This is a genomic window from Streptomyces sp. NPDC057428 (genome assembly GCF_042803195.1).
GTDB lineage: Bacteria > Actinomycetota > Actinomycetes > Streptomycetales > Streptomycetaceae > Streptomyces.
Genome location: NZ_JBHVCT010000052.1, coordinates 25,506 through 49,081, shown reverse-complemented (window position 1 = coordinate 49,081; position 23,576 = coordinate 25,506). Strand labels below are relative to the sequence as shown.

Annotated in this window: 26 protein-coding genes, 2 tRNA genes and 2 pseudogenes; 21 read left to right on the top strand and 9 right to left on the bottom strand. The window is 69.7% G+C overall.

What is annotated here, in order from left to right; translation table 11 throughout:
• Positions 1-298 precede the first annotated feature (298 nt).
• Together ACFU5K_RS20565 and ACFU5K_RS20560 are read left to right on the top strand one after the other, a co-directional pair.
• A complete protein-coding gene (locus ACFU5K_RS20565; protein WP_384063592.1) occupies positions 299-724 on the top strand; it encodes a DUF6262 family protein in 426 nt (141 codons plus the stop codon).
• A gap of 133 nt (positions 725-857) precedes the next feature.
• Positions 858-1,547 (top strand): class I SAM-dependent methyltransferase, encoded by a 690-nt coding sequence (locus ACFU5K_RS20560; RefSeq protein WP_384063591.1) that lies wholly within the window; start codon positions 858-860, stop codon positions 1,545-1,547.
• 121 nt (positions 1,548-1,668) lie between these two features.
• Here ACFU5K_RS20560 and ACFU5K_RS20555 read toward each other — a convergent pair.
• The 3 genes and pseudogenes from ACFU5K_RS20555 to ACFU5K_RS20545 form a co-directional block, all read right to left on the bottom strand.
• Positions 1,669-1,764, bottom strand: a pseudogene (locus ACFU5K_RS20555) (hypothetical protein); the annotation flags it as partial.
• Positions 1,765-1,832: 68 nt separating this feature from the next.
• Positions 1,833-2,000: a hypothetical protein gene (locus tag ACFU5K_RS20550; RefSeq protein ID WP_384063588.1), complete on the bottom strand. Its 168-nt coding sequence runs from the start codon at positions 1,998-2,000 to the stop codon at positions 1,833-1,835.
• Positions 2,001-2,392: 392 nt separating this feature from the next.
• Entirely contained in the window at positions 2,393-2,908 is a 516-nt protein-coding gene (locus ACFU5K_RS20545) for a GNAT family N-acetyltransferase (protein WP_384063586.1), read from the bottom strand.
• A 448-nt stretch (positions 2,909-3,356) separates the two neighbouring features.
• Here ACFU5K_RS20545 and ACFU5K_RS20540 point away from each other — a divergent pair.
• From ACFU5K_RS20540 to ACFU5K_RS20530, 3 genes and pseudogenes are all read left to right on the top strand, one after another.
• Positions 3,357-3,839 (top strand): annotated as a pseudogene (locus ACFU5K_RS20540) (bifunctional DNA primase/polymerase); the annotation flags it as partial.
• 78 nt (positions 3,840-3,917) lie between these two features.
• Entirely contained in the window at positions 3,918-4,145 is a 228-nt protein-coding gene (locus ACFU5K_RS20535) for a hypothetical protein (RefSeq protein WP_384063583.1), read from the top strand.
• Between the two features lie 162 nt (positions 4,146-4,307).
• Entirely contained in the window at positions 4,308-5,201 is an 894-nt protein-coding gene (locus ACFU5K_RS20530; protein WP_384063580.1) for a hypothetical protein, read from the top strand.
• Between the two features lie 224 nt (positions 5,202-5,425).
• Here the strand turns inward: ACFU5K_RS20530 and ACFU5K_RS20525 are convergent.
• A tRNA-Ser gene (locus ACFU5K_RS20525) sits at positions 5,426-5,513 on the bottom strand.
• A 167-nt stretch (positions 5,514-5,680) separates the two neighbouring features.
• Here ACFU5K_RS20525 and ACFU5K_RS20520 point away from each other — a divergent pair.
• On the top strand, positions 5,681-6,148 hold the full coding sequence (locus tag ACFU5K_RS20520) for a GntR family transcriptional regulator (protein WP_384063579.1): 468 nt from the start codon (positions 5,681-5,683) through the stop codon (positions 6,146-6,148).
• Positions 6,145-6,717, top strand: a complete 573-nt coding sequence (locus tag ACFU5K_RS20515) for an HD domain-containing protein (RefSeq protein WP_384063577.1) — start codon at positions 6,145-6,147, stop codon at positions 6,715-6,717. Before ACFU5K_RS20520 ends, ACFU5K_RS20515 begins: the two co-directional genes overlap by 4 nt.
• Here ACFU5K_RS20515 and ACFU5K_RS20510 read toward each other — a convergent pair.
• Both ACFU5K_RS20510 and ACFU5K_RS20505 read right to left on the bottom strand, forming a co-directional pair.
• Positions 6,705-7,178, bottom strand: coding sequence for an NUDIX domain-containing protein (locus ACFU5K_RS20510; protein WP_384063574.1), 474 nt, complete (start codon positions 7,176-7,178; stop codon positions 6,705-6,707). The two genes, ACFU5K_RS20515 and ACFU5K_RS20510, sit on opposite strands and share 13 nt — an antisense overlap.
• Positions 7,179-7,180: 2 nt before the next feature.
• Complete coding sequence (locus ACFU5K_RS20505) at positions 7,181-7,897, bottom strand: helix-turn-helix domain-containing protein (protein ID WP_384063571.1); 717 nt, start codon at positions 7,895-7,897, stop codon at positions 7,181-7,183.
• 740 nt (positions 7,898-8,637) lie between these two features.
• Here ACFU5K_RS20505 and ACFU5K_RS20500 point away from each other — a divergent pair.
• From ACFU5K_RS20500 to ACFU5K_RS20450, 11 genes are all read left to right on the top strand, one after another.
• Positions 8,638-8,892, top strand: coding sequence for a DUF6284 family protein (locus ACFU5K_RS20500; RefSeq protein ID WP_384063569.1), 255 nt, complete (start codon positions 8,638-8,640; stop codon positions 8,890-8,892).
• A complete protein-coding gene (locus ACFU5K_RS20495; RefSeq protein ID WP_384063567.1) occupies positions 8,892-9,185 on the top strand; it encodes a DUF6303 family protein in 294 nt (97 codons plus the stop codon). Before ACFU5K_RS20500 ends, ACFU5K_RS20495 begins: the two co-directional genes overlap by 1 nt.
• On the top strand, positions 9,182-10,045 hold the full coding sequence (locus ACFU5K_RS20490; RefSeq protein WP_384063565.1) for a protein spdB: 864 nt from the start codon (positions 9,182-9,184) through the stop codon (positions 10,043-10,045). Before ACFU5K_RS20495 ends, ACFU5K_RS20490 begins: the two co-directional genes overlap by 4 nt.
• Complete coding sequence (locus tag ACFU5K_RS20485) at positions 10,045-10,380, top strand: RRQRL motif-containing zinc-binding protein (protein WP_384063563.1); 336 nt, start codon at positions 10,045-10,047, stop codon at positions 10,378-10,380. The genes ACFU5K_RS20490 and ACFU5K_RS20485 overlap by 1 nt, the downstream gene beginning before the upstream one ends.
• Positions 10,381-10,394: 14 nt before the next feature.
• Positions 10,395-10,766 carry a DUF6251 family protein gene (locus ACFU5K_RS20480; protein WP_384063561.1) on the top strand — a complete coding sequence of 124 codons (372 nt, stop codon included), beginning with the start codon at positions 10,395-10,397 and terminating at the stop codon, positions 10,764-10,766.
• A 441-nt stretch (positions 10,767-11,207) separates the two neighbouring features.
• Positions 11,208-12,995, top strand: a complete 1,788-nt coding sequence (locus ACFU5K_RS20475; RefSeq protein ID WP_384063558.1) for a MarR family transcriptional regulator — start codon at positions 11,208-11,210, stop codon at positions 12,993-12,995.
• 90 nt (positions 12,996-13,085) lie between these two features.
• Positions 13,086-14,000: a bifunctional DNA primase/polymerase gene (locus ACFU5K_RS20470; protein WP_384063557.1), complete on the top strand. Its 915-nt coding sequence runs from the start codon at positions 13,086-13,088 to the stop codon at positions 13,998-14,000.
• A 146-nt stretch (positions 14,001-14,146) separates the two neighbouring features.
• On the top strand, positions 14,147-14,338 hold the full coding sequence (locus tag ACFU5K_RS20465) for a hypothetical protein (RefSeq protein ID WP_384063554.1): 192 nt from the start codon (positions 14,147-14,149) through the stop codon (positions 14,336-14,338).
• A complete protein-coding gene (locus ACFU5K_RS20460) occupies positions 14,335-15,492 on the top strand; it encodes a DUF3631 domain-containing protein (RefSeq protein ID WP_384063551.1) in 1,158 nt (385 codons plus the stop codon). The genes ACFU5K_RS20465 and ACFU5K_RS20460 overlap by 4 nt, the downstream gene beginning before the upstream one ends.
• A 204-nt stretch (positions 15,493-15,696) precedes the next feature.
• Positions 15,697-15,882, top strand: coding sequence for an AlpA family transcriptional regulator (locus ACFU5K_RS20455; protein ID WP_030329340.1), 186 nt, complete (start codon positions 15,697-15,699; stop codon positions 15,880-15,882).
• A 60-nt stretch (positions 15,883-15,942) separates the two neighbouring features.
• The gene (locus ACFU5K_RS20450) at positions 15,943-17,346 is read left to right on the top strand and encodes a tyrosine-type recombinase/integrase (protein ID WP_384063547.1); all 1,404 of its coding nucleotides are present in this window, start codon (positions 15,943-15,945) and stop codon (positions 17,344-17,346) included.
• 136 nt (positions 17,347-17,482) lie between these two features.
• Here the strand turns inward: ACFU5K_RS20450 and ACFU5K_RS20445 are convergent.
• A tRNA-Ser gene (locus ACFU5K_RS20445) sits at positions 17,483-17,572 on the bottom strand.
• A 60-nt stretch (positions 17,573-17,632) separates the two neighbouring features.
• Positions 17,633-19,123, bottom strand: a complete 1,491-nt coding sequence (locus ACFU5K_RS20440) for a S1C family serine protease (protein ID WP_384063545.1) — start codon at positions 19,121-19,123, stop codon at positions 17,633-17,635.
• Between the two features lie 197 nt (positions 19,124-19,320).
• On the opposite strand from ACFU5K_RS20440, the gene ACFU5K_RS20435 reads away from it, so the two are divergent.
• The 3 genes from ACFU5K_RS20435 to ACFU5K_RS20425 all read left to right on the top strand — a co-directional run bounded on the left by ACFU5K_RS20435 (position 19,321) and on the right by ACFU5K_RS20425 (position 21,952).
• Positions 19,321-20,148 (top strand): glycerophosphodiester phosphodiesterase family protein, encoded by an 828-nt coding sequence (locus ACFU5K_RS20435; protein ID WP_384063542.1) that lies wholly within the window; start codon positions 19,321-19,323, stop codon positions 20,146-20,148.
• A 53-nt stretch (positions 20,149-20,201) separates the two neighbouring features.
• Entirely contained in the window at positions 20,202-20,849 is a 648-nt protein-coding gene (locus ACFU5K_RS20430; protein WP_384063541.1) for an ATP-binding protein, read from the top strand.
• Between the two features lie 137 nt (positions 20,850-20,986).
• Positions 20,987-21,952 carry a DUF5926 family protein gene (locus ACFU5K_RS20425; protein WP_384063538.1) on the top strand — a complete coding sequence of 322 codons (966 nt, stop codon included), beginning with the start codon at positions 20,987-20,989 and terminating at the stop codon, positions 21,950-21,952.
• A 709-nt stretch (positions 21,953-22,661) separates the two neighbouring features.
• On the opposite strand, the gene ACFU5K_RS20420 is transcribed toward ACFU5K_RS20425, so the two are convergent.
• Entirely contained in the window at positions 22,662-23,345 is a 684-nt protein-coding gene (locus ACFU5K_RS20420; protein WP_384063535.1) for a bifunctional DNA primase/polymerase, read from the bottom strand.
• Positions 23,346-23,576 lie beyond the last annotated feature (231 nt).

Below are 23,576 nucleotides of genomic sequence, written 5' to 3'. Positions count from 1 at the left end.
CACCACACCCGCGAACATCAGCGCACCTACCCCGACCAGCACAACTACCAACTCGGCGCCTGATCAACGACCTTCCCCCGAAAGGAGCCGCACCCTTCCAGGAACGTCACGGTCGCCCCATGCCCGAGGACAACGTCTGGCTTCTACAGCGGCGGGCTGAACACGCAGCCTTGATCCGGCTCCTGGGCACCATCCGCGAAAAGGCCGGCCGCGCGGTCCAGGGCGCCGGCTGCGGCCCCGCTCCCGCTGGCCCGGTTCCCCTCGCCCTCGACCTCGACCGCCACCGAAGGACCAGGCCTTGACTGACGCCCGCACCAAACGCACGCAAACTCTCGCCGCCGCTGCCAAAGCGAAGTCGCAGGCCAAAACGAAGGCCGCGGAGCAGGCGATCCGCGCCCTCATCAAGCGTGGCGAGCCGATCACCTTCCAGGCCGTCCAGCGGGAGGCCAACGTCTCCCACGCTTTCCTCTACAAGCACCCCGACCTGCGCGGACGCATCGAACACCTCAGAGCTCAGGCACGTCCGATTCCCGCACCAGCCACTCCGGGCGACGAGCGGCGCACCCTCGTGCTCGCACTGACAAGCCAGATCACCTGCCTGAAGAAGCAGCACCGAGAAGAAGTACAAGCTCTGCGGGATGCGCTGGAGCAAGCGCACGGCGAGAACCTTGACCTCCGCCGCGAACTTGCCCGCCGCGGAGGAGCAGCGGCAACCCCTCAGTGACGGCCCAGTCGATCAGCCAACCATGCGGCACGGTGGCGAATCCGGGACGGAACGTCTGGGAAGTAGCCTTCCCAGCCCTCGTCCTGTTGTGGTCGCCGTTTCCCCTTGCAGGCGGGCACTAATGTCCTCAGCTATGACCGAACTGCCCTACCTGCGCGCCACCCGCGTGGCCTACTACACCGTTGCCGTCAACTACGCCAAGCTTGTGCCCCCCGCGTTCGAGGACGACCTGTACGGCCGCGCGATGATAGGCACGTTCGCCGAACTCACGCGGGCTCTCGACGCCGGGCCCGTCGCTGACCTCGGCTGCGGACCCGGCCACGTAACAGCACACCTTCAGTCCCTCGGGGTGACCACGTTCGGCATTGACCTGTCCCCGGAGACGGTTGCGGTGGCCCGGCGCAGGCATCCGGAGCTGCAATTCGACGAAGGGTCGATGACCGACCTGGACCTGGCGGACGGCAGTCTTGGCGGCGTCATCGCCTGGTACTCCATCGTGCACACCCCTCCGGAGCTGCTGCCGGTTGTGTTCGGGGAGTTCCACCGCGTGCTGACTCCAGGCGGCCATCTGCTGATCGCCTTCAAGGCCGGTGGCAGGCTTCGACACCTGGAGAATGCATATGGACATGAGCTGTCCCTCGACGTCTACTGGGTCTCTCCCGACCGCATCGCCGAGCTGCTGAGTCAGGCCGGGCTGATGGTGGATGCCCGGCTGATTCGCGAGCCGAACGAACAGGAGAAGCCCCGGCAAGGTCAGCAGGCGTACTTTCTGGCCCGAAAGCCGGTGAAGTCGGGGACAAGGGACCCCGACACCATCGCGTAACACGGCGCAGTACTACGTCAGGGATAAGTAACCCGCGGGGTGTGGTCGTGGCGGGCGGCGGTGTTTGGGTGCGGCCGGGCCGGGCGGCGGATATCCAGATCAGGCGCCCGTTCTCATCGGTCAGGGCGAGGAAGTGCAGGCCATGGCTGCGGTGCTTGCCGGAGTAGTTCCGCCGGTCGGCCTTGCCGGTGCGGCGCTGGGTGCGTTCGTCACACAATTCCAACGGGCTCAGGGGGCACCTCGGTTACGCCCGTTCCGAGCCGCTCCGAGCGGCGGTGCTCCTGGTCACAGGCGGGTGGTGAACCGGCCGTCGGGCAGTTTCCGCAGCCAGCCGCGATCGACGAGTCTGACCAGCTTGGTCCGTAGCGGTTCCAACTTGGCCCGCACGCCGACGTCCACCCCCACCACCTCGCCGACCTCGCGGGCCATGACCGGTTCGGCGGCCTCCCGCACGGCGGTGATGATGCGCCGGGTCCCAGGGAAGCGAGTCCTCCTTCACGCCCGGTTCTCGGTGCGGACTCAGCATCACTGCTCGTCCGGCCACCTGCCCGGGCATCGGCCCGGCCGAGGCGCGTTCCTCGGCCCAGCCATTTGTTCAAGGACACGTTCGGCGACGGCGAGTTCGTCCCGCTCGGCCCGCACCTCCGCAAGCTGTTTGGCCAGCTGTTCTTCGAGTTCGTCCGAGTTCCGCGCGCCGCGCGGTGATCCGTACAAGCAGCTCGGGATCCGGCATGCGCCGGATCGTGGAGGGCTGCCCGGCCATGGTGGACGTGAACCGTCAAGCTGGTCCCTGGAGGGAGGGATGGCGGTCCTTCGAGCTGACAAGGATGCGCCCAGCGCTCGACTCAAAGTACGCGCTGGTAGCGGAGCTCAGTGAGCGTAATCCCGTCGTAGACGTCGTCCTGAGCCGCACCGTCAGCCTGATAGCCAGCCCGTTCGTAGAAGTGCTGGGCTCGTTGGTTGTCACACAGAACCCACAGAGCTGACACCTCGAAGCCTTGGCCCTTCATCTGAGAGTGAGCCTCGCCCATGAGGATCCGGCCGATGCCCTGGCCGATCAAATCCGGTGAGACGTACAGGGCGTAGACCTCACCGACCCGTCCCGCACCGGGCACCTCACCTCGACACGGCCCGAAGCAGATCCACCCCACCGGGCCACGGTCACCGAGCGCCACAAGATCTCGTGACTTTCGTCCGGGTTGAGAAAACCACTGCCGCCGTTGACCGGCATCACCTTCCACCGTCATAGCATCCAAATACGTCTGAGGAACGATGCCGGCGTAAGCCGCCTGCCATCCTCGGACTCGGATCGTTGAAACGGCCTCGATGTCCGCCGCGTCCATCTCCCGCACGTGCACCATCGCGCCACCGTAATGGCACAGGTACCTCAGGACGAACTGCTTTACCCCGCTGTCGTTGCCTCCTCTGGCGAGAGCGGATCCTGACGAACGATCTCCTCCGCGGACTGCCGCCTACGACCACGATGAGTCCCCCGAGCACGAGGCACACCAGCCCTTTGACCTGCGACTTCAAGTTGGCGAAGGCTCAGTGCACTACGGCGCGGGAGGGCGGCCAAGGGGGACAACCCCGGTGCGCGGCAACCCCTGGCCACGAGCACAGAGACGCTGCGGGGCTCAGGGGGAACTCACGGGACGTCGCACGCACTGTCGCTTCGACGGCCCGCTCGTCGGCCAACTGAATCTTCGGGCCAACATACGAGGCTTTACTGACATCGCAGCCACGTCGCATCGATCTCATGAAGGTTCCAACCAGCAACAACGTGCGAAATCTTGAACCAAACCATCGATAACGTCCGGAGGCCGCCACCTCTGGCTGACTGGCCCGTCCGGCGTCCACGTCCGCAACTCCGCCGGCCGCCTCGCCCCCGGCATCGACGTACGCGGAACCGGGGGCTACCTGGTCGGCCCCGGCTCCGTCACCACCCACGGCAGATACCGGCTCGCCACCGGCACCGCCCACCTCCCGCCGGCCCCCTGCCCCAGCGCCCTCCTGCACCTGCTCAGGCCACCACCACGCCCGCGCCACCCCGTGAGCCGGAGCTCACCCGCCCGACAGGGCCAGGGCCTCGTCCAGTTCGTACGCGCGGCGCACGAGGGCCAGCGCAACACCCGCCTGTTCTGGGCCGCCTGCCGCGCGTACGAACACGGCTTCGGCGACGCACTCGCGGACGCGCTCACCGACGCGGCGATCAGCACCGGTCTCACCGAGCAGGAGGCCCGCGCAGCCATAGCCTCGGCGGCCCGGCTCACGACACCCCGGCGGACGACCTGAGAACACCCGTCCGCCGGGCGCCTTCCCGGGCCCGCCGAGACGCGTCGCTCAGCAGATCCCACGGCGGTCGGCGCCGTCATGCCCGACGTCATCGGCGGCAACGCCGGTCGTGCGTACGAGCAGATGAGCGCCGAACTGGACATGACCTTCAGGGACGCGAGCGGACGGGGCCGGCCGGTGGACGACCCGACCGCGTGGCGGATCTGTGGTTCCCAGCCGTCGCCGAACCAGCCGATCAAGGCCTATCCGGTGGTCTTCGAGGTGGTGAGAGTCCCGGAGCGCTGCGAGAACGCGGCGTCGAAGTGACGTGACCGAGAGACTCAGGGGTCCCGCCGAGTCCTCCGGACCGCCGTCGGCGGATCCTGTGATTCCACCCGCTGGAGGCAAGAGCACCGCCCGGTGTCAGGGGCGGCTGGCAGTATGCGGCGACAGCAAGGCATTCGGCCTTCTGTCGACAGGGGAAAAGTCATGACGACGCAGGCCGCGGGTGCCCGACAGGACCGGAGGTCCCTTTCGGGGCAGGCGCGAGGGCGCAGCGTCGGGCTGCAGGTGCTGCTGGTCACGGTGACGGCACTCGTCGCCGGGACCGCGGGCGTGGCGGGCACCTTGCTCTACCAGGAAAGGACCGCCCCGGACACCTCCGCAGTCGACGCCCAGGCCGCCGGACTCACCCAGGACCTGCGTGACGACCTGCATGCCGGCTTCTGGTCACCAGGGCACACCTTCGGGGGGCAGTTCACCGAAGGCACGATCGTCGCCCAGGTCGAGGCACACGGCGGAGCGCTGCTGAGCGCCGGCACAGGGCAGGGACGGTCCGGCGGGCAGGTCCACACCGCCGAGGTGATGCTGGGGTTGCTGCCACCGGGCACAGAGACAGTCGCGCCGGATGCCTATCCAGTGCGCTGCTACCGCTACACCTTCGGCTTCGGCGCCCACAGCGTGACCCGGTCCACGATGGCCTGCCCCGCCTCGCGGACCGACGGCGAGCCCGGCAGTCTCGCGGCACAGATGGGCGAACTGCTCGCGCGGCAGCCCAGCGGGGCGTACGCGCACCGGCAGACGGCTACCGCGGGGCACAGCCGTACGCCACAAGGCGCTCTGAACCTGCTGAAGGACGAGCGGCTGGTCTCCGCCCACGACACGGTGCGCGTGGTCTCCGGCAAGGCCGACGGCGATGACGTCTACGTCCTCGCGCTGTACATCAACAGCGCCTGCCACTACCTGCGCATGGACTCCTCGTCCTCCGCCTCGCATCTGGTCCCCCTGTGGCTCGCCCCGGCCGATGAACAGAGGACATGTGGCGTGAAGCAGGCAATGGCAGCCTCGCACCTGTACGGGGTCGACCCGGCCAAGGCGGGTTGACCGCACGACGGCCGATTACCTCGGCGACGGCCGGCTCCGGAGCCGGTGGTCCCCGCACGGCACGACGGCCTGCGCCCACGGGAAGAGTTGGCCGGTGACGACGGCTACAGCAGCCCAAATCGGTCTACCTACGCTACCGGGGAGGCTCCAGCGGTGATCGGCAGGAACCGGGCATGGCAAAGGCCCCCGACCATACGTACTGGTCAGGGGCCGTTCACCTGCGGTGGGTGTGGGATTTGAACCCACGGTGACATCGCTGCCACGACGGTTTTCAAGACCGCCGGAGCAACAGAATGTACGTGCCGCTGACCTGCGCTTACTCGACTTTCGACCGCCGAACGCGCGCCCCTGGCCCGCGTATGGCCCATGGCGTGGTCTTCCCGCCCGTTCGAGGACCGATCGCACCTCTGCCAGACGGGGCCGACGACGAGAGGAGCATGGCAGGCTTGAGACCACTACGACGGAGAGAGGGAGTGCGGGTGTCTCAGCAGTCCAGCCCTCGGGGAACCTTCCTGAAAATCGCCGATGTTGTTCGGGGGCAAATCGAAGCCGACGACGAGATGACCGAACTGCCTTCGGCTGCGGAGGTTATGCGCGACCACGGGGTCTCTCGTGGTGTCGCGCTCCGGGTGTTCGGCGTACTCCAGAAGGAGGGCATCGCGGAGCCGGTGCCTGGTGGGCGTTGGCGGGTGATTCGACGGGGCGAGTCGATCGATCGCCGGCCGTTGGCCGAACGCCTCGCTGACGTGATCGCGGACGACGAACTTTCCGTCGGGGCAGCCTTCCCGAGTGCGGCAACGCTGAGCGCACGCTTCGACGTCTCGCGGCCAACAATCAGCAAGGCTCTCGACAGACTGCAGGCCGCTGGATTGCTTTCGGAAGGGAAGCAGGGAAAGCAGCGAACCGTGTTGGCCCTGCCGAACCAAGAGGAAGGTTCCAAGCCTTGAGCACCACAGAATTGACCGAGTGGGCCTACCCCCTCGCGGAGTCACTGCTTGCCGAGCCCCTGCCTCGCCGGTGGGCCCACTCCCAGGGGGTCGCGGAGCGGGCACGCACGATCGCCTCGATCCTGGGAAAGGATGCCGACCTGATGGAGGCCGCGGCAGTGCTGCACGACATTGGGTACGCACCCGACCTAGCCAAGACCGGCTTCCACCCCCTGGACGGTGCGCGATACCTCCGGAACGTGGCACACGCCGACGAGCGGGTGGTGTGTCTCGTCGCTCGTCACTCATGCGCATGGATGGAAGCGGAGGCGCGCGGGCTGCGCGAGGAGCTAGAGAACGAATTCCCGCGGACGCACCCCCATCTCGCTGATGCGCTCTGCTACTGCGACATGAACACGACCCCGGACGGCGCCCCGACAAATCCGGTAGACCGGGTGAACGAGATCGCCGGGCGCTACGGGCCGGACAGCTTGATCGGTACGTTCATTCGCCGTGCCGAGCCTGAGATCCTCGCAAGTACCGCGCGGGTCGTCGAGCGGCTCGCCGCCGCCAAGCGTCAGCCGATGTAGGGCGCCGTCCGTCCCTGGTCCATCGCATGCTCGATCCTGAGCCGCATGGTGGGGTGGACATCGAAATCGTTCAGGTCCGCTGGCGACACCCAGCGGACCTGAGTTGTTTCGTCGCTCGTACGGATGTCGCCACCGACCGGTCGCGCACGGAAGCAGATGCTGAATTGCTGCCGGGCCTCGCCGTCGTCGTACAGCATCACGTGACCGGGGTCGGTATAGATCCCCGACATGTTGACGACCTCTGCTTTGATCCCTGTCTCTTCCCACACCTCACGCACGACGGTGTCGCTGATGGATTCGCCCACGTCGTGGCCGCCGCCCGGCAGGGCCCAGCGGCCGTTATCCGAACGCTGGATCAGCAGAACGGCACCGGCGCCGTTCTGCACAAAGGCCACAACAGACGGAACGACCGAATTGGCCGGCGGGGCGGCAGGATCGTGAAGGTAGTCGATGCGTCCCATGCTCAAGCTCCCGTGATGTCGTGATCCTCGACCGGGCGTGCACTGCCCCAGGTCTGTTCGATGCTATTCGCGTAGGTGTCGAAGAGCCCCCCTCCAGGGAGACGCCGCAGGTGCAGGACGGGCGCCATGTACGCCCCGATCCCGTAGACGTGGGTGTTCACGAGCATCTCGTCGTCGGACCGGAAGAGGGAGTTGTAGAGCGTTCCGTCGTGCAGGCGAAAACCGATCTCGGGGTGACTGGTGAAGAGCGGGCGGTAGTTCACGAGGGCGTTGCGAATCTTGCCGTCCATGATCCGGTGCCCCTCGTCTATGCCGCGTTGGTGCACAGCAGCACAGCCAGGATCCCCGAGCAGGATTCTGACCTGAGCTGTGCCCTGCACCTTCCTTTTCAGGAGGTCATGGAACAGCGGGTCCTCCGACAGCCACAGACCGGAGTAGACGAGAACGTCGATGTGCGACTCTGCACGTTCGTAGATGCCGCGCCACAAGGTGCTGGGGACCATGTGGCGATGCGGATAGATCGTGACGATCTCTGCCTTACTCAGGTCAGTTGCGGTGTCGACTGCGCGGGAGTCGTCCCACAGGGTCGTCACATCGACTTTGAGCACTGACGCTGTGGCGTACTGATGTCGCCGATACGGAACCTTGCCCTGGGTGATCCAGCGTTCGACCGTCTTCGGGTTGACCTCAAGCGAATCGGCCAGGTCCTGCACGGTCATGCCCTGCGCGAGTAGAGCCGACCGTAAGCGTTCGTTGGACATCGCAACCCCCAGTGGGACGTCTTGGGACCTCTTGACCGTAGCGAGATGAATCTGAGCTGTCCACGGATGGGGTAACCAACGCCCCTGGCCTGCAGCAATGCTGATGGTGCGCCAGGAAGTTCACGGCGCGAAGACACGAAGTTCCGCCGCCCGCTTGACGGCACCACCATGCAGGACCTGTAATACAGGTATCGCATCAGCCGTAGGGCGGGGCGGTGAGAGGGGCCCTTCTTTGGGCTGCTCGGTAGCAGAGGGCGGGGACGCTGCAATCCCGCTAAAGGCCAGGTGGACGGGGTTTCGGCCCTACTGGCGAGGTGGCCCGGTGACCGCGAGCAACGGCCGGAGTGTGGGGACGAGATCCCCCTTGCAGTGCTCCATCCCATTCGGCCGGCCGAGAGGAACCCAATGATCAGGCGATGTACCGAGGCGTTGCCCGCGCTGCACCGGCGCGGGTGACAACGCCCCTTGAGTCGGTGGCCACGTAGTCCAGGCCGCCAGTTCGGACCGTGAATCCCGCGGCTATCGCGGGGCCGGTTGCCTCCCCCGCCCGTCCGGACCCCGTCGGGGGTGCCGTACGGGCGGGGCAGAGGGGAGCCGGAGAACGTTCTTCCTGCTTCACCCACACAACGGCGCGCGGCCCCGGTGCTCGAACACCGGGGCCGCTGTAGGGCCGTTCCACCGCAAGGAGAAAACGACCCATGAAGACCATCGCTGCACCTCAGACCCTTGTTACGGCCGCGCCGCTCGACATCGAGCCGTCGGCCGCCGAGCTGGACGCGATCGACCAGGAGATGCCGCTCATCCGGGCGGAAGTCGAGCTGCTGGACGCGCAGATCATGACCATCGACCACCCGGCGAACGAGCTGGACGAGCGGCGCATCCGCCGGGCCCGCCGGCGGGTGCTCGCCGCCCGCCGCGCCCTGGCAAACACGACCGCCAACGAGGTGGCGTGATGGAGAGCCTGCCGCAGGCCCGGATGGGCACGCAGGCGTCCGGCACCTGGGTGCTCTACGTCCTGACCGACGCCCCGTTGCTGGAGTCGCCCGGACACGACTTCGGCCGCTCCGCCCCGATGCCGACCCCGGAAGAGCGCGCACAGGTGCTCGCCTCCCTGGGCTACGGGGCCGCGGACGGCGCCGAGTGGGAGTGGCACGAGACCCGCCATGCCCCGGCCGCCGCCCACCTGTGGGCCGGAATCCCCGTCCGCCCGACCCCCCCGGCCGTCATCGGAGGTAGCGCAGCATGAACGCCAAAACCGTACTGCCCGCCGTCGGCATGACGGCCGTCTCCATGGTCCTCACCCTGGCCGTGGTGATGATGTGGCTGGGCACGGCGATGCCGTGGCCGGTCGCGCTGGTCGTCGGTCTCGGGATCGACGGCGGATGGCTCGCCACCCTCGCCTACGAACGCCGCCTCGCCGCGCAGGGCGACCACTCCACCCCGGTCACCGTCGTGGGCTGGTCCTTCGGGCTCATCGCGACCGGCGTGCTGGTCGCCCACGCGCTCACCGCCGAAGAATCGACGGGTGCGTGGCTGGCCGTCGCGTGGCTGCCAATCGCGGCTAAGGCCCTGTGGCTGGTCCACGGGCTGTGGGAGCGCACCGCGCTCACCAGTGAGGCTCTGGATGCGATCCAGGGGATTCAGCAGGAAGCCCGCGACGAAGCCGCCGTGGCCCGCGCCCGGCTGAGGGCCGAAGCCTCTACGGAGGAGACGCGGCTGACGGCCGTGACGCAGGCCGGTGCCCGCGTCGCACACGTACAGGCACGCACCGCCGACACCCTCTCCCGGGCCTGGTCGACGCTGGAGACGGCGCGGGAGGGTGAGGGCACCGGACGGGCCCTGACCAGCGTGACGACCCGCGTCACAGCAGGCGTCACACCCCGCTGGGAACTCCCCGTCTGGGGCCCCACGGAGCCGGTTTCGGCGTTCGCGTTGGAGTCGGCCGGCGCCCTGACGGATGAGGCGCTGGACGTGCTCGTCGACGAGATCCGGCACAGCGAGACACCGGCGCTGTCGTACCGGGAGATGGCGTCACGCTTCCGTACCGCCGGGCACTCCGCATCCGAGGTCCGGTTGCGGGCCGCGTGGAAACGCATGGTCGCGTAATGGCCACGCTGCCCATCTACCGGTGGCGCCTGGCCCCGGACGGATACGCCACCCGCCGCCAGCTCCGCTCGATGGGGCTGCGGCCGGGTGGTCAGGACGTGGCCGCGCAGCTCGAACGGCCCCGCCGACGGCGGGGCCCGCTCGTCGCCTACCTCTACCGCATCGACCGGGCCAAACCAGTACGGCCGATGACCCCCGCCCGGCGGGCCGCTCTCGCTAAGGCGATGGCGGCCCGACGGACCTGCCCCAACTGCCGCCGCGACGCCGGGTACTGCATCCCGCGCTCGCTCGGCATGTGCGTTGCCTGCTCCGACTCGTTCACCGCCGCGGCTTGAACCGAAGGAGAACCATGGATCAGCACCTTCCCGCCCCCCGGGCGGTCACCGTTGTCCAGCTCCCGGACGGCACCTTCACCTACACCGACGCCGCTCACCTGCCCGCACCTCAGCAGGCTCCGCAGCAGATCGTGCAGCACATCCACCAGGCGCCGCCGGACCGCACGGTGCAGCGCATCGCGCTCGGCTCCGGGGTCGGCGCCGGCGCGGTCGCCGCCGGGGTCTACTTCGGCCCGCTGCTGGTCGGAGTGCTGACCGCGATCGCGGCGAACCTCGCGCTGCTGGCTTTCCTCGCGGCCGTCATGGCGTGGGGCGTGGTCACCGTCGTGAAGTCCATCAACGGCACCGACACCAAGGCGGCGTCCAAGTCGCTGCGGCGCCGGTGATGGCCCGCACCCGGCCCGAGAATGGGTCACGCGGTCCCGAGAACATCCGCCCGCCCGAGACCCCGGCCGGTGCGTCCGGTACCGGGCCCGGTCAGGGAACGGGTGGCACCGCCCCCGCCCCGGGGCCGAAGTCGCTCGCCCGGCGCCCCAAGGTCCGCGCGAGCTGAAACCCACCCCGAACACCCGGAAGCCGCAGGCGCCCAGCAGAGACGCTGGACCCCCTTCCGGGTGGGTTGAGACCCCCCGGGCCGCGTTCGGCCGCCACAACCCCCGTAGCGACGCAGGGTGACCGGAGTTTCCGGCCTCGCGCGCACACGCGTAGGGGCCCCGGTGGAAACCAGGAAACCGGAAACCTCATTACTCCGCGTACACACGCACCCGCGTGAGGGCGGGCCGTGCAGGGCCCGCCCTCACCGACTCAGAACCCTTGGAGAAGATCCCGTGAGTCAGTCTCAAGTCTGGCGTACACACCGCCAGTACGCCGCCACCGCCGCCCGATGGAGCGCGGACCGGTGGCGCAAGGAAGCAGACCGCCGCCGCACTCTGCGCGCCGACCGCAAGCCCCTCGTACGCGACGCCCGCCGCGCCCTCGCCACCGCCCGCGCCATAGACCCCGAAGGCGTCACCCCCCTGCGCCACCGCGCCGAACGCGAGTTGCGCACGGCCAGGCGCCGCGTCCCGGACCCGATGTGGCTGTTCGCCTCCAAGACCGCCACCGCCCTCGGCGTCGCCGCGTACGTGTGGCTGCCGCAGGTGTCCGTCCGCGCCTGGGTGTGGTCCGCCATCGCCGTGGTCGCCGCCGTCACTGCCCTGACGGTCTGGGCCGCCGTGCGCGGGCGCGACACCACCGCACTCAAGCCCACCGCCGAAGAGACCGCGCTGCTGAAACGCCTCCAGCCCCAGCACTGGAAGGAGCACGCCGAACAGCGCGGCCTGACCGGAACGCTCACCGGCCGGCCGAAGCTGACCGACGCCGGAATCGTGTGCGCGGTCCGCCTCGACGGGACATGGACCGCCACGAAGCTCCGCACGGCTGAGGACCACGTCCGCTCGCTGCTCGGAGCCCGCACCAGCCTGCGCATCCAGACCAAGGCAGGCAAGCAGGGCGGGTGGGCCGAGCTCATCCTGCGCACCCGCAGCGCGGCCGACGGCGACGACCTGACATGGACGCCCGAGCGTCGCTCCCTCGGCATCGACACCGTGACCGGCGAGCAGGTGACCGTGCCCCTCGGGGAACGGCTCCTGATCGCCGGACGCTCCGGCGCCGGTAAGTCCGTCGCCTCCCGCCCACTGCTCTACGACGCGTCTGAGGGAGAGGCCAACGCGCTGGTCATCATCGATCTCAAGCGCGTGGAAGGCCGCCTGTGGGACCACCGGGCGCGCGTCGCCTCCACCCCGTGTGAGGTCATCGACGTCACCGACGAGCTGGAGACGGAGATGCTGGAGCGGCTCTCCGTCCTGCCCAAGGGACAGGACACCTGGACCCCCACCCCGGACCGGCCACGGATCACCGTCGTCGTCGACGAGGGCGCCGAAGTCATGACGGCTGCCGACAAGGTCCCCTACGAGATGGAGACCGCCGACGGCAAGACACGCACCGCCAACCGATCCGCGCTCCCGGCTCTGGAGTCCATCGCCCGCATGGGGCGGGCCGCGTGCATCGACCTGTGGTGGATGACCCAGAAGCCCACCATCGGCGACGGCATCCCCAAGCAGATCGCCCCGCAGATCGGCGTCTCCATCTGCCTCGCCGTCCGCACACCGGCCGAAGCCCGCGTTGTCCTCGGAGAGGACGCACAGGCCAAGGGCTGGACCGCCGACGAACTCCCCGTCCCCGGCGTCGCCCTGATCCGGGACGGCAAGCGCAAGCCCGACCCCGTCAAGGTCCGCTACATGGACAAGGCCGTCGTCATCGCCCTGCCCGACCGCACCCCCTGGTCCCGCACCACCGCGCCCACGACCCAAGCCGCGGGAACCCCGACGCTCACCCTCGTGAAGGACACCACGCCCGAGACGGCACCCGCCGTGGACAGTGCCACCGCCCGCGTGCTCAAGGCCATCGAGACCGCCGACGAACCGGTCCGACAGAAGGAACTGGTGACGCTCACGGGCCTGTCGAAGGGTGCCGTGTCCAAGGCCGTCAAAACCCTCACCACCGACGGCGGGGTCGTCCGCACCCCGGACGGCTGCCTGACCACCGCCCGCGGCGACGAGTCCGCCGCCGCCTGACCCACCCACAACGAGGGCGGCCCCCATCCGACCAAGAACCGGGGCCGCCCTCATCCAGCCACCCTCATCAGAGAACTGGAGACACCCAGCATGACCCATCACCCCCGGACCGCGCTGCTGTCCGCAGCCTTACAGGCCGCCGAACGCGGCTGGCACGTCTTCCCGCTCCGCCCCGGCGACAAGCGCCCCGCCCTCCACGGCGAGAGTGCCTGCCCCCGCACCGGCCCCTGCATCACCGGCCACCTGAAGTGGGAGCAGCGCGCCACCACCGACCCCGACCGCATCCGCGCCGCCTGGTCCACCGGAGCATGGAACGTCGGTATCGCGACCGGCCCGTCCGGGCTGGTCGTCGTCGACCTCGACATGCCCAAGCCCAACAGCAGTGCGGACACGCCTTGCGGCGTGACGACCTTCGAGGCGCTCTGCGAGCGCGCCGGACACCCGGTGCCCCGCACCCGCACGATCCGGACCGCGAGCGGCGGACACCACCTGTACTTCAGCGCCCCCGCAGCCGCCCGCCTCCACAACACCGCCGGAACCCTCGCACCCCTGGTCGACACCCGCGCATGGGGCGGGTACGTCGTCGCCCCCGGCAGCACCATCAACGGCCACCACTACGCCGTCGAAGGGCCCGCCCTCATCAACCCCCTGCCCGGCTGGCTCCGGCAACGCCTCATGCCCCCACACCCCAAACCCACCACGGCCGCGCCGGGGCCCGCTCCGGTGCCGTTGCGGGCCCACAGGTACGCGGAAACCGCCCTCCAGCGCGAGCGCGACACCGTCCGGGCAGCGGGTGAGGGCAGACGCAACGCCACCCTGCTCGCGTCCGTCCGGGCCGTGGGCCGGTTCGTGGCATGGGGCAACCTTCCCCGCCACGTCGTCGAAACGGCTTTTCAGGCAGATGGCGAAGCCGTCGGGCTCACCGCGGCCGAGTGCCGCGCCACCATCGCCAGCGCCCTGGACTGGTCCATCCGCACCTGCCGGCCACGACCGGAGGCAGCATGACCAGCCGAACCAATCCCCCTCTGAAAAGCCTCCCCAACCCGCGCCAGCCTCGCCGAATCGGCCCCGGCCACACCGGCGCTGAGGCGCCGAAGGTCGTCGCCGAAGGCGTCCGCGTTGCTGTTGTCCCTGACCCGCGCACGGTCACCGTGACCGGCATCCAACCGGGCCTGATCGTGCGCGGACTCGACCGCAACGAGATCCCCGTAGCGGACTGGCCCTGCGCCTGCAGCCACCACGAACGCGCCCGGGACCGTAAGGCCGTCACCGAACCCACTGCCCGCGTACGCGTCGGGCACTGCACCCACATCGGTACCGAGACCCGGAGGACCGCCGCATGAACGCGACCCCCACCCCGCCCATCGACGGCGCCCCCCTGCTCGACGCAGTGGAGGCGTTCCACCGCCGGTTCAACGCCTTCCCCACCGAGGCCGCCTACGTGGCCGTCGCCCTGTGGGACGCCCACACGCACCTGCTCGACTGCTTCGACTCCACCCCCCGGCTCGCCTTCCTCTCCCCGGAACCGGGCAGCGGAAAGACCCGGGCACTCGAAGTCATCAGCACCCTGGTCCCCCACCCCATGCACGCCGTGAACGCCTCGCCCGCCGCACTGTTCCGCGCGGTGGCCGACGAGGCGGGGCGGCCCACGATTCTCTTCGACGAGATCGACACCGTCTTCGGCCCCAAGGCCAAGGACAACGAAGACCTGCGCGGGCTACTCAACGCCGGACACCGCAAGAGCGGCGTCTCCTACCGGTGCGTCGGCGACGGCGGCACACAGACCGTCGTCTCCTTCCCGTCCTACTGCGCCGTCGCCCTGGGCGGGCTCGGCTCCCTGCCTGACACGATCCTTGCCCGCTCCGTCATCATCCGGATGCGCCGCCGGGCCCGTAACGAGCACGTAGAGCCCTTCCGGGCCCGCATCCACGAACCGCAGGGCCACGCCCTGCGCGACCAGCTCACCACCTGGGCCAAGCAGGTCCGGCCGCGCGTCGACGGGGCATTCCCCGAGATGCCCGAGGGCATCACCGACCGGCCCGCAGACGTATGGGAACCGCTGCTCGCCGTGGCCGACGCGGCCGGCGGAACCTGGCCCGACCGGGCCCGCCAAGCCTGCGTCGATCTCGTCACCGCGGTGAACGAGGACGACCGCGCCTCACTGGGGGTCAAGCTCCTTACCGACCTGCGCGACCACGTCTTCCCCGGCGAGAGCACCGTCTCCACCATCGAGATCCTGCACCTGCTCAACGCCATGGAGGAATCGCCCTGGGGCGACCTCGACGGTCGCCCGCTCAACGCTCGCGCCCTGTCCAAGACCCTCAAGGAGTACGTCACTGCCAAGGGCAAGCCCGTCTCCCCGCGAGCCCTGCGCATCGGCGGACAGATCGTCAAGGGCTACCACCGCGACGACCTCACAGACGCCTGGAACCGCTACTGCCCCCCGCCCCCGGAATCCTCGGTTACATCGGTTACACCGCTCTCATCGGGCGTCTGACCTGCGGCGCACCTGTAACCGGGCGGGGCGGTGTAACCGGAACGCCTCCGGTTACACCGCCCCGCCCTCGCGCCACCTGTAACCGCAAGCCATCGGTTACAACCCACCCATCGGTTACGAAAAACAGGCCCCGGACCTGCGGTGTAACCGACGTAACCGATGTAACCGCACCTGTGAGACCGAACCGAGCCAAGGAGTCTGACCGTGGCACGCCCGCAGATGCTCAAGCTCCCCGAAGTCCTCGCCGAGCTCAACATGAGCCGCGCCGCCTTCTATCGCCTGCGCGCCCGGGGCCTCGCCCCCAAGCTCATCAAGCTCCCCAACCACCAGGTACGCGTACGCCGCGCCGACCTTGACGCCTGGCTCGCCAGGTACGAGGAAGCCGCCTGAGTCCGCACCGACCAGATCCGAGAGGGCCCGCCAAGGCGGGCCCTCTCTTCATGGAGAGACATGCTCACCTTCGACGTCGTCATCTGGTCCATCCGGCAGCGCAAAGGCCGGCCGAAGCCCTGGGAACTCCGCTGGCGCGTCGGGGCCGAGGGGCACTCAAAGAGCTTCACCCTCAAACCGCAGGCCGATGGCCGCCGCTCGCAGCTCATGGCCGCTCTGCGAGCGGGGCAGCAGTTCGACGAGGAGACCGGCCTTCCGGAGAAGGAGCTAGCCGCCCTTGCGATGCCAACGTGGTACGAGCACGCCAAGGCGTACGCCCTGATGAAGTGGCCGGGGGCGGCAGCGAAGCACCGAGCGAGCATCGCGGAATCCCTTGCGGTTGCGACGCCCGTCTTTACAGCCGGCAGCGGCACACGCCCTGATGCACGCGTGCTCCGCGCCGCCCTCTATCAGTGGGCGTTCCGAGCCGTGGACGGCCCGAAGGGTCACCTCGTCTCGCGCGCCGACACCCAAGAGCTCCCCGACAACGTCCGGAAGGCGTTGGAGTGGGTGGGTCAGCATTCGATGCGGGTGGACGAAGCAGCAAAGCCGGAGCACGTGCGCGCGGCGCTGACGGCCCTCTCCAGGCTTCTGAACGGGAGGCCTGCGGCGGAGAACACTACGAACCGGAAGCGCATGGTGCTGAGCAACGCCTTCCGATACGCGGTGGAGGAGCGAGCGCTCCTCACCCGTCACCCGTTCCTGTCGGTGGACTGGGCGGCTCCCAAGACCTCGGACGAAGTCGACTTCCGTTGGGTGCCAGGTCCTCGGCTCGCTCGGGCGCTGCTCGTTGCCGTGGCAGAGCAGAGCGACCGCGGCGAACATCTGGAGGCGTTCTACGGAGCCGTTTACTACGTGGCAACGCGCCCCGGTGAGGCCGTGGCGCTGCGGGAGTCGGATTTCGTCCTGCCCCCGGAGAGCGAGCCGGATGCCTGGGGCGAAGTGCTGGTGTCGGAAAGTCATCCCGAGGTAGGGAGCGGCTGGACCGACAGCGGGAAGTCCCACGACGAGCGTGGCCTGAAGCACCGGGCGCGGAAGGCCGTACGCGCCGTTCCCGTCCCGCCGGTCTACGTCCGCATGGTCCGCTCCCACATCGAGCGCTTCGGTGTCGCACCGGACGGCCGTTTGTTCCGGGCGGCACGTGGCGGTCGCCTCACGTCGAACGAGTACTCCGCGGTCTGGAGCGAGGCCCGCAAGGCTGTGCTCAGCGAGCAGGAGCTGCGCACCCCGCTCGCGGACGTCCCGTACGCGCTGCGGCACGCCGCGATCTCGCTGTGGATCAAGTCCGGCATGGACCCGGTGGAGGCCGCCTCCCGCGCCGGCCACAGCCTCGCGGTGCTTTACCGGTTCTACGCCAAGCTCCTCAAGGGCGGGTCGGCAGCGGCCAATCGGCTCGTTGAGCTGGGTCTTCGCGCCGAAGGGTAGGGCCGACCTTGGCCCGCCCATGGCCCACACGCCCTGGTCAGCACCGGGAATCAGGGGCACGGAGTGAGACAAGGTGAGCACAGAGGGCGGGCCTCCATACCGGAGACCCACCCTCTGACCTGCTACTTCCCTGACCTGGCGGTGGGTGTGGGATTTGAACCCACGGTGACATCGCTGCCACGACGGTTTTCAAGACCGTTCCCTTAGGCCGCTCGGGCAACCCACCCCGCGTCGCAGCCGGCCCCGGTGGCCGGGTCCGGCTCGATGCGTGGAACAGCCTAGCCGGTCAGCTGTCGCCCTTGCGCTCGCCCAGGGTGACTTCGGCCGTCGCCGTCTTCCCGTCGCGCTTGTAGGTGAGTGTCACCTTGTCGCCGGCCTTGTGGGTCCAGATCTCGCCGATCAGGGTCGGGCCGCTGTCGACCACCGTGTCGTCGAACTTGGTGATCACGTCACCGGCCTTCAGGCCCGCCTGGGCCGCCGGGCCGTTCGGGGTGACGGCGGGGCTGCCGCCCGCGCCCTCCTCCGAGATGACGGCGCCGCCGGTCTTCTCGTCCATCGTGACCGTCGCACCGATCACCGGGTACACCGGCTGACCGGTCTTGATCAGCTGCTCCGCGACGTTCTTCGCCTGGTTGACGGGGATGGCGAAGCCCAGGCCGATGGAGCCGGCCTGCGCCTGGCCGACGCCGCCGCCGCTGGTGGACTGGATGGCCGAGTTGATACCGATCACCGCGCCACCCGCGTCCAGGAGCGGGCCGCCGGAGTTGCCCGGGTTGATCGAGGCGTCGGTCTGCAGGGCGCTCATGTACGAGTTCTTGCTGCTGGAACCGTCACCCGAGGCCACCGGGCGGTGCTTGGCGCTGATGATGCCGGTGGTGACCGTGTTGGACAGGCCGAACGGTGCGCCGATCGCGATGGTGGAGTCGCCCACGGCGACCTTGTCCGAGTCTCCCAGGGCCAGCGGGGTCAGTCCGTCCGGGGCGTTCTTCAGCTTCAGCACGGCCACGTCGTAACCCTGGGCGCGGCCGACCACCTCGGCGTCGTACTTCTTGCCGTCGGAGAAGGTCGCGGTCAGCTGACCGCTGTCCGCCGCGGAGGCCACCACGTGGTTGTTGGTCAGGATGTGGCCCTCCTTGTCGTACACGAAGCCGGTGCCCGTGCCTCCCTCGCCGTCGCCGGACTGCGCGTCGATCGTGACCACGCTGGGCAGCGCGCTCGCCGCGACGCCCGCGACCGTGCCCGCGGCGCGCTTGAAGTCCTTCGGGCTGTTGGACGCTGCGACCGTGGTCGACCCGGAGGAGGAGCCGGAATCGCTGCTGTCGGCCGCCCAGTAACCGAGGGCCCCTCCCACGCCGCCCGCGACGAGAGCCGCCACGGCGACCGCGGCGACCAGGCCGCCCGCACGGCGCCTGCGCGGGTGGTCGGGCGCCGCGTGCGCGGGCGCGCCCCAGACCGGCGGGCTGCCGCCGTCGGCGTACGAGGGGATGGCGGGCGGGGGCGGCGGCCAGGCCGCGGAGCCGGACGGAGCGTTCTCCGGTGTCGGCGGCGTGTACGGGTACTGCGGGTACTGCTCGTGCCCGGCGGAGGCCTGCTCGGCGTCTGCCTGGTGCGCGGCCGGAACCTGGGCCGTCGGCGCGTCCACGGGCGCGGCCCCCGGCGCGGGCGGACCTCCCTGCGGGGTGCCCTCAGGAGCGGCAGCCGGCACGGGAGGTGCGGACGGAACAGACGGTACGGACGGACCCGCGGTGCCCTCGTTGCCCTCGTTCTCGGTGCTCACAGCTCTTTACTCCTCGGTTCCACTCGGCATTCGGCAAGAGATCCGCTGTGCACGTGTCTGCGGTCAGCTTTTCCCACAGCACGTCAGGCCACTGTAAGCAAGACCTGTGCATCCGCACACCAATCTTTACATCAGGCAAAACGGTCGCACGCAAGAAGCTGTCAGCACCCGACGGGTCCCGGTGACACCATGGCGCCGTGACCCATGCACGCCTGCCATCCGAACAGTCTCCCATCCAGGTCATCGCGCATCGCGGCGCCTCCGACGACGCCCCCGAACACACCCTGGCCGCGTACCGGAAGGCCATCGAGGACGGGGCCGACGCCCTGGAGTGCGATGTACGCCTCACCGCCGACGGCCAGCTCGTCTGCGTGCACGACCGCAGGGTGAACCGCACATCCAACGGCCGGGGGGCGGTCTCCGCCCTGGAGCTGGCCGATCTGGCGGCGCTCGACTTCGGCTCCTGGAAGGACCGCGAGGAGTCCCCGGACTGGGATCCGGCGCCCGGCGAACTCACGTCCGTCCTCACGCTCGAACGTCTTCTCGAACTGACCCACGACGCCCGGGCGGCCGGCCGGCCGGTCCAGCTGGCCATCGAGACGAAGCACCCCACCCGCTGGGCCGGCCAGGTCGAGGAGCGGCTGCTCCACCTGCTCAAGCGCTTCGGCCTGGACGAGCCGCCGGCCGAGGGGCCGTCCCCCGTACGCGTCATGAGTTTCTCGGCCCGCTCCCTCTACCGTGTGCGCGCCGCCGCCCCCAAACTGCCGACCGTCTTCCTGATGCAGTTCGTCTCGCCGCGACTGCGCGACGGCCGCCTCCCGGCCGGGGCGCGGATCGCCGGTCCCGGGATGCGGATCGTACGCAATCACCCCGCGTACATCGAACGCCTGCACAGGGCGGGCCACCGGGTGCACGTCTGGACGGTGAACGAGCCGGAGGACGTCGCCCTGTGTGTGAATCTCGGGGTAGAGGCAATCATCACGAACCGGCCCAAACAGGTCCTGTCGCAACTTGGCCGTTCTTAACATCAGTTACACGGTGTGCACCGGCGCATTCACTCCGCAATCGATCGTTACGAGTGCATCACTGCCAAGGCTTTGGCCGGTTTCCGGCGCATCACAGGAGGGCATCCAATCCCTGGCGTGGGGCAAAGGAGGTCTCGGGGGTGGCGTTTGTGGTGGCACAGGAAGTGCCGACGTCGTCGAGCATGGCCGTACCCCATGGCCCAGCGGGTGTGGGGCAGGCGAGGCACCGTATGCGTGAGCAACTGCGCAGCAACGGGGTCTCGGACACCGTGGTCGACGACGCTGTACTGATTCTCTCGGAGCTCCTCAGCAACGCCTGCCGGCACGGCAGGCCGCTGGGAACACACACGGAGGTGGGCGACGGTGACATCCGCGCCGCATGGCGCGTGGGCGGAGAGGGCGACCTGACCGTCGAGGTCACGGACGGCGGCGGGCCGACACGGCCCGTCCCGGCGACGCCATCGGTCACGGCCCGTGGCGGGCGCGGGCTCAACATCATCAGTGCCCTGGCCCAGGAATGGGGCGTGCGGGACGATCCGGCGGGTGAGGTCACCGTCTGGGCGCTGGTCTCAGCGGCTCACGGGCACCACCGGTCCGGCGGGCCGAACGGCCTGGAGGGACTCGCCGGTCCGGGCGGGCTCGGCTCGCTGGAGGGGCTGGAACTGGCCGCCGCTCTCGACGCCTTCGACGACGCGGGCTGAGAGCGCCGCGGTCCGCGAGCCCGGACGCCGGCGGACGGGCAGGCGGGGCGGGCACCACGTCATGTGTGCCCGGGTGGTGACAGGGCGGCTAGGCTCGCGCCCGAGACCGCACTGTCGCAATCGGGAGAACCCCCACCATGGCCAAGAAGCGCCCTCAGTCCAAGGCCGGGAAGCCGCAGCTCAAGGATGGTGAAATCCCGGTCGTAGGGGCACGTGAGCCCTGCCCGTGCGGTTCCGGCCGCCGTTACAAGGCGTGTCACGGACGCGCCGCGGCCCACGCCGTGACCGAGTTGGTCCAGCGCCCCTTCGAGGGGCTCTCCGGCGAGTGCGACTGGATCGCCCTGCGCGAGCTGGTCCCGGCCGCCACCGTCGCACTGACGCTCAAGGGCGGGCTTCCCGAGGGCGTCCCCTCCGTGGCGCTCGCGACCGTACTGCCGATGGCCTGGCCCGCGCTGCGCCGTGACGACGGCTCCGTCCTGCTCGCCCTGCAGAACGACACCTCGTCCGGCGACCTCAGCCGCGACCTGGCGGACACCCTGCAGCGTGCGCTGGAGGCCGAGCCCGGTTCGCCGGTCGCCGCCCGCCGGGTGCCGGCCGACGGTCCTCGCCTGCAGGACGTCCTCGATCCCGGGGCGGCGTTCGAACCCGTCGTGCACGCGGGCTTCGAGTTCTGGGTCCCCGATGCGGAGAACGCCACCGCGGAGGTGTCGGCCTCCCTGGAACGCGCCAACGCGGCTGCCATCCCCACCACCAGGCTGTCCGGCGTGGACGCGGCCTACTGGTGCGAGACGCCGGAGAAGAACCACCTGCGCTGGGTCATGCCGCACCCGGAGGAGCAGCTTCTCGACGCTCTCGCCCGGCTGCACGCGGCGGGCGCCTCCTCGCTCGGCGAGGGGACCCGTCTGGTGGGCTCGTTCCGCGCCCACGGACTCATGGTCCCGGTATGGGACCTGCCGAGCGGGATGGGCGCCGAGGAGTGCGAGAAGCCCGCGGCCCGGTTCGCGGCCCGGCTCGCGGAGGCCCTCGCGTCCGACGCTCCGCTGACCGCCGACGAGCGCCGGGCCCGCGGGGGGCTCACCAACCGCCAGGTGACGCTCAGCTGACAGTGCCGACAGCGGGACGCGACGGTGACTCCCGTCACAACTCCCCGTACCCGTCGGCAAATAGCTGACCGAATAGACGAGATCGAATTTGCTCACGGCAGATCTCTTGTTACGGTTCTGGAAGTCCGGTCGCTGGTGCATCCCCCGTCGCCAGCGGCCGGACGTCTGCGTTTCCGGGCCCGGGCCGCCACGGCGCACGCCGGAGCACGAGGCGGCCCCGGGGCCTGCGGCAACCGGCCCGGACGCCACCTGGCCCGGCCCCTCGCGCCCGCTGCTCCACGGGGCCGCAGCTCTTCGGCTCGTGCGTGCGAGGCGATTTCGCATCCGCGCGGCACTCGTGCGCCCCCCTCGGAGCCGACGGACACGGTCCGTTCGCTTTCGGACAGAATTCCGGGAGCTTCGTCCGCGCCGTGAATGCACCGGCAGCACCTCGGAAATCATTCGCACCGGCATCCGCGCCCGCCCCGCCTCCGCGCCCTGCGGAATAGAGGTCAGAAAGCGTGCCGTCAGCGCTTCTCGCACATTCGGAATGAGGCGGGCCGGTCATGCGGAAGCATGCGGAGATCGTCCTGCGACAAGGGACGCGGACGGCCCCACGCCCCTTCGGGTGAGCCGCCGGTCCATCCCCGCGTCCGCCGGTGACCGGAGCCGCTCGGCACCCTGCCCGACGGCCGGTGTGCGGTCGTCGGGCCGGTGCGCCAGAGGCTGGTCAGTACGAGAGCCGGCTGCCGCCGTCCGGAGCGCTGTTGCTCGCCTCGACGAGCGCGTCCAGGACCGTCTCCACATCGGGAAGCCACGGCGCGGCGTCTCCCGGAGCCGGCGCCCGCTCCCAGCGCACCTGCCCGGTGCCCACCTCGGACGGAGGCAGGAGCATGTAGCCGCCCTCCCCGTGGAACCGCAGGGAGCTGGGTACCCGGTCCTTGGCGTGCAGCAGCTCCCCGAGGCGTTCCAGCGTGTAGGGGGAGACCATCAGCGACCACCGGGTCGGGGTCGCGACCACGGGACCGAGCCGCAGCCCCATGCCGTCGAGTGCGGTCAGCGCACGGGCGCCCGCCACGGCCGGCAGGCTCAGCGCGCAGGGGGCCGCGCCGCCGGTCGCCAGGACGACGGGCGCCTCCGGCCGGTTGGTCCACCACCAGCGCACCATGCGCGCGTCGGTGGTCGCCGCGAGGAGACCGGGATCGAAGGGATGCGCGCCGGGTACGGCGCACTCGGGGTCGGGACAGGCGCAGCCGCGTCCGCGTTCGCCGCGCACGGCTCCCGCTGCCAGCCCCGCGCCCGGGAGCACAGGCCACTTCCAGACGGTGGCGCAGTTCAGCGCCGCGTCGAGCTGGGCGGAACGTGCCGTGCGCCGGGGCCGGTGCCTGCGTCGCCTTCCGAGGATCTCGCGCATGAGCGCTCGTTCCTTTCCGTTGAACGCCGAGGTCCACATCACACACGCGTGCGTTACACCACGTGTGCGTCTCTTCGCTGTGCGTGCTTGCTCATTCGGTTTCGGGCACGGACGAACTGTCGGTGCCGAACGTGAGCCGAGCCGAGCAGAGTGGAACCGAACAGAATGGGGCTGAGCCGAGTCGAGCCGGGTTGAGCCGAGCCGAGTCCAGTTGAAACATCGCGCGGGCGG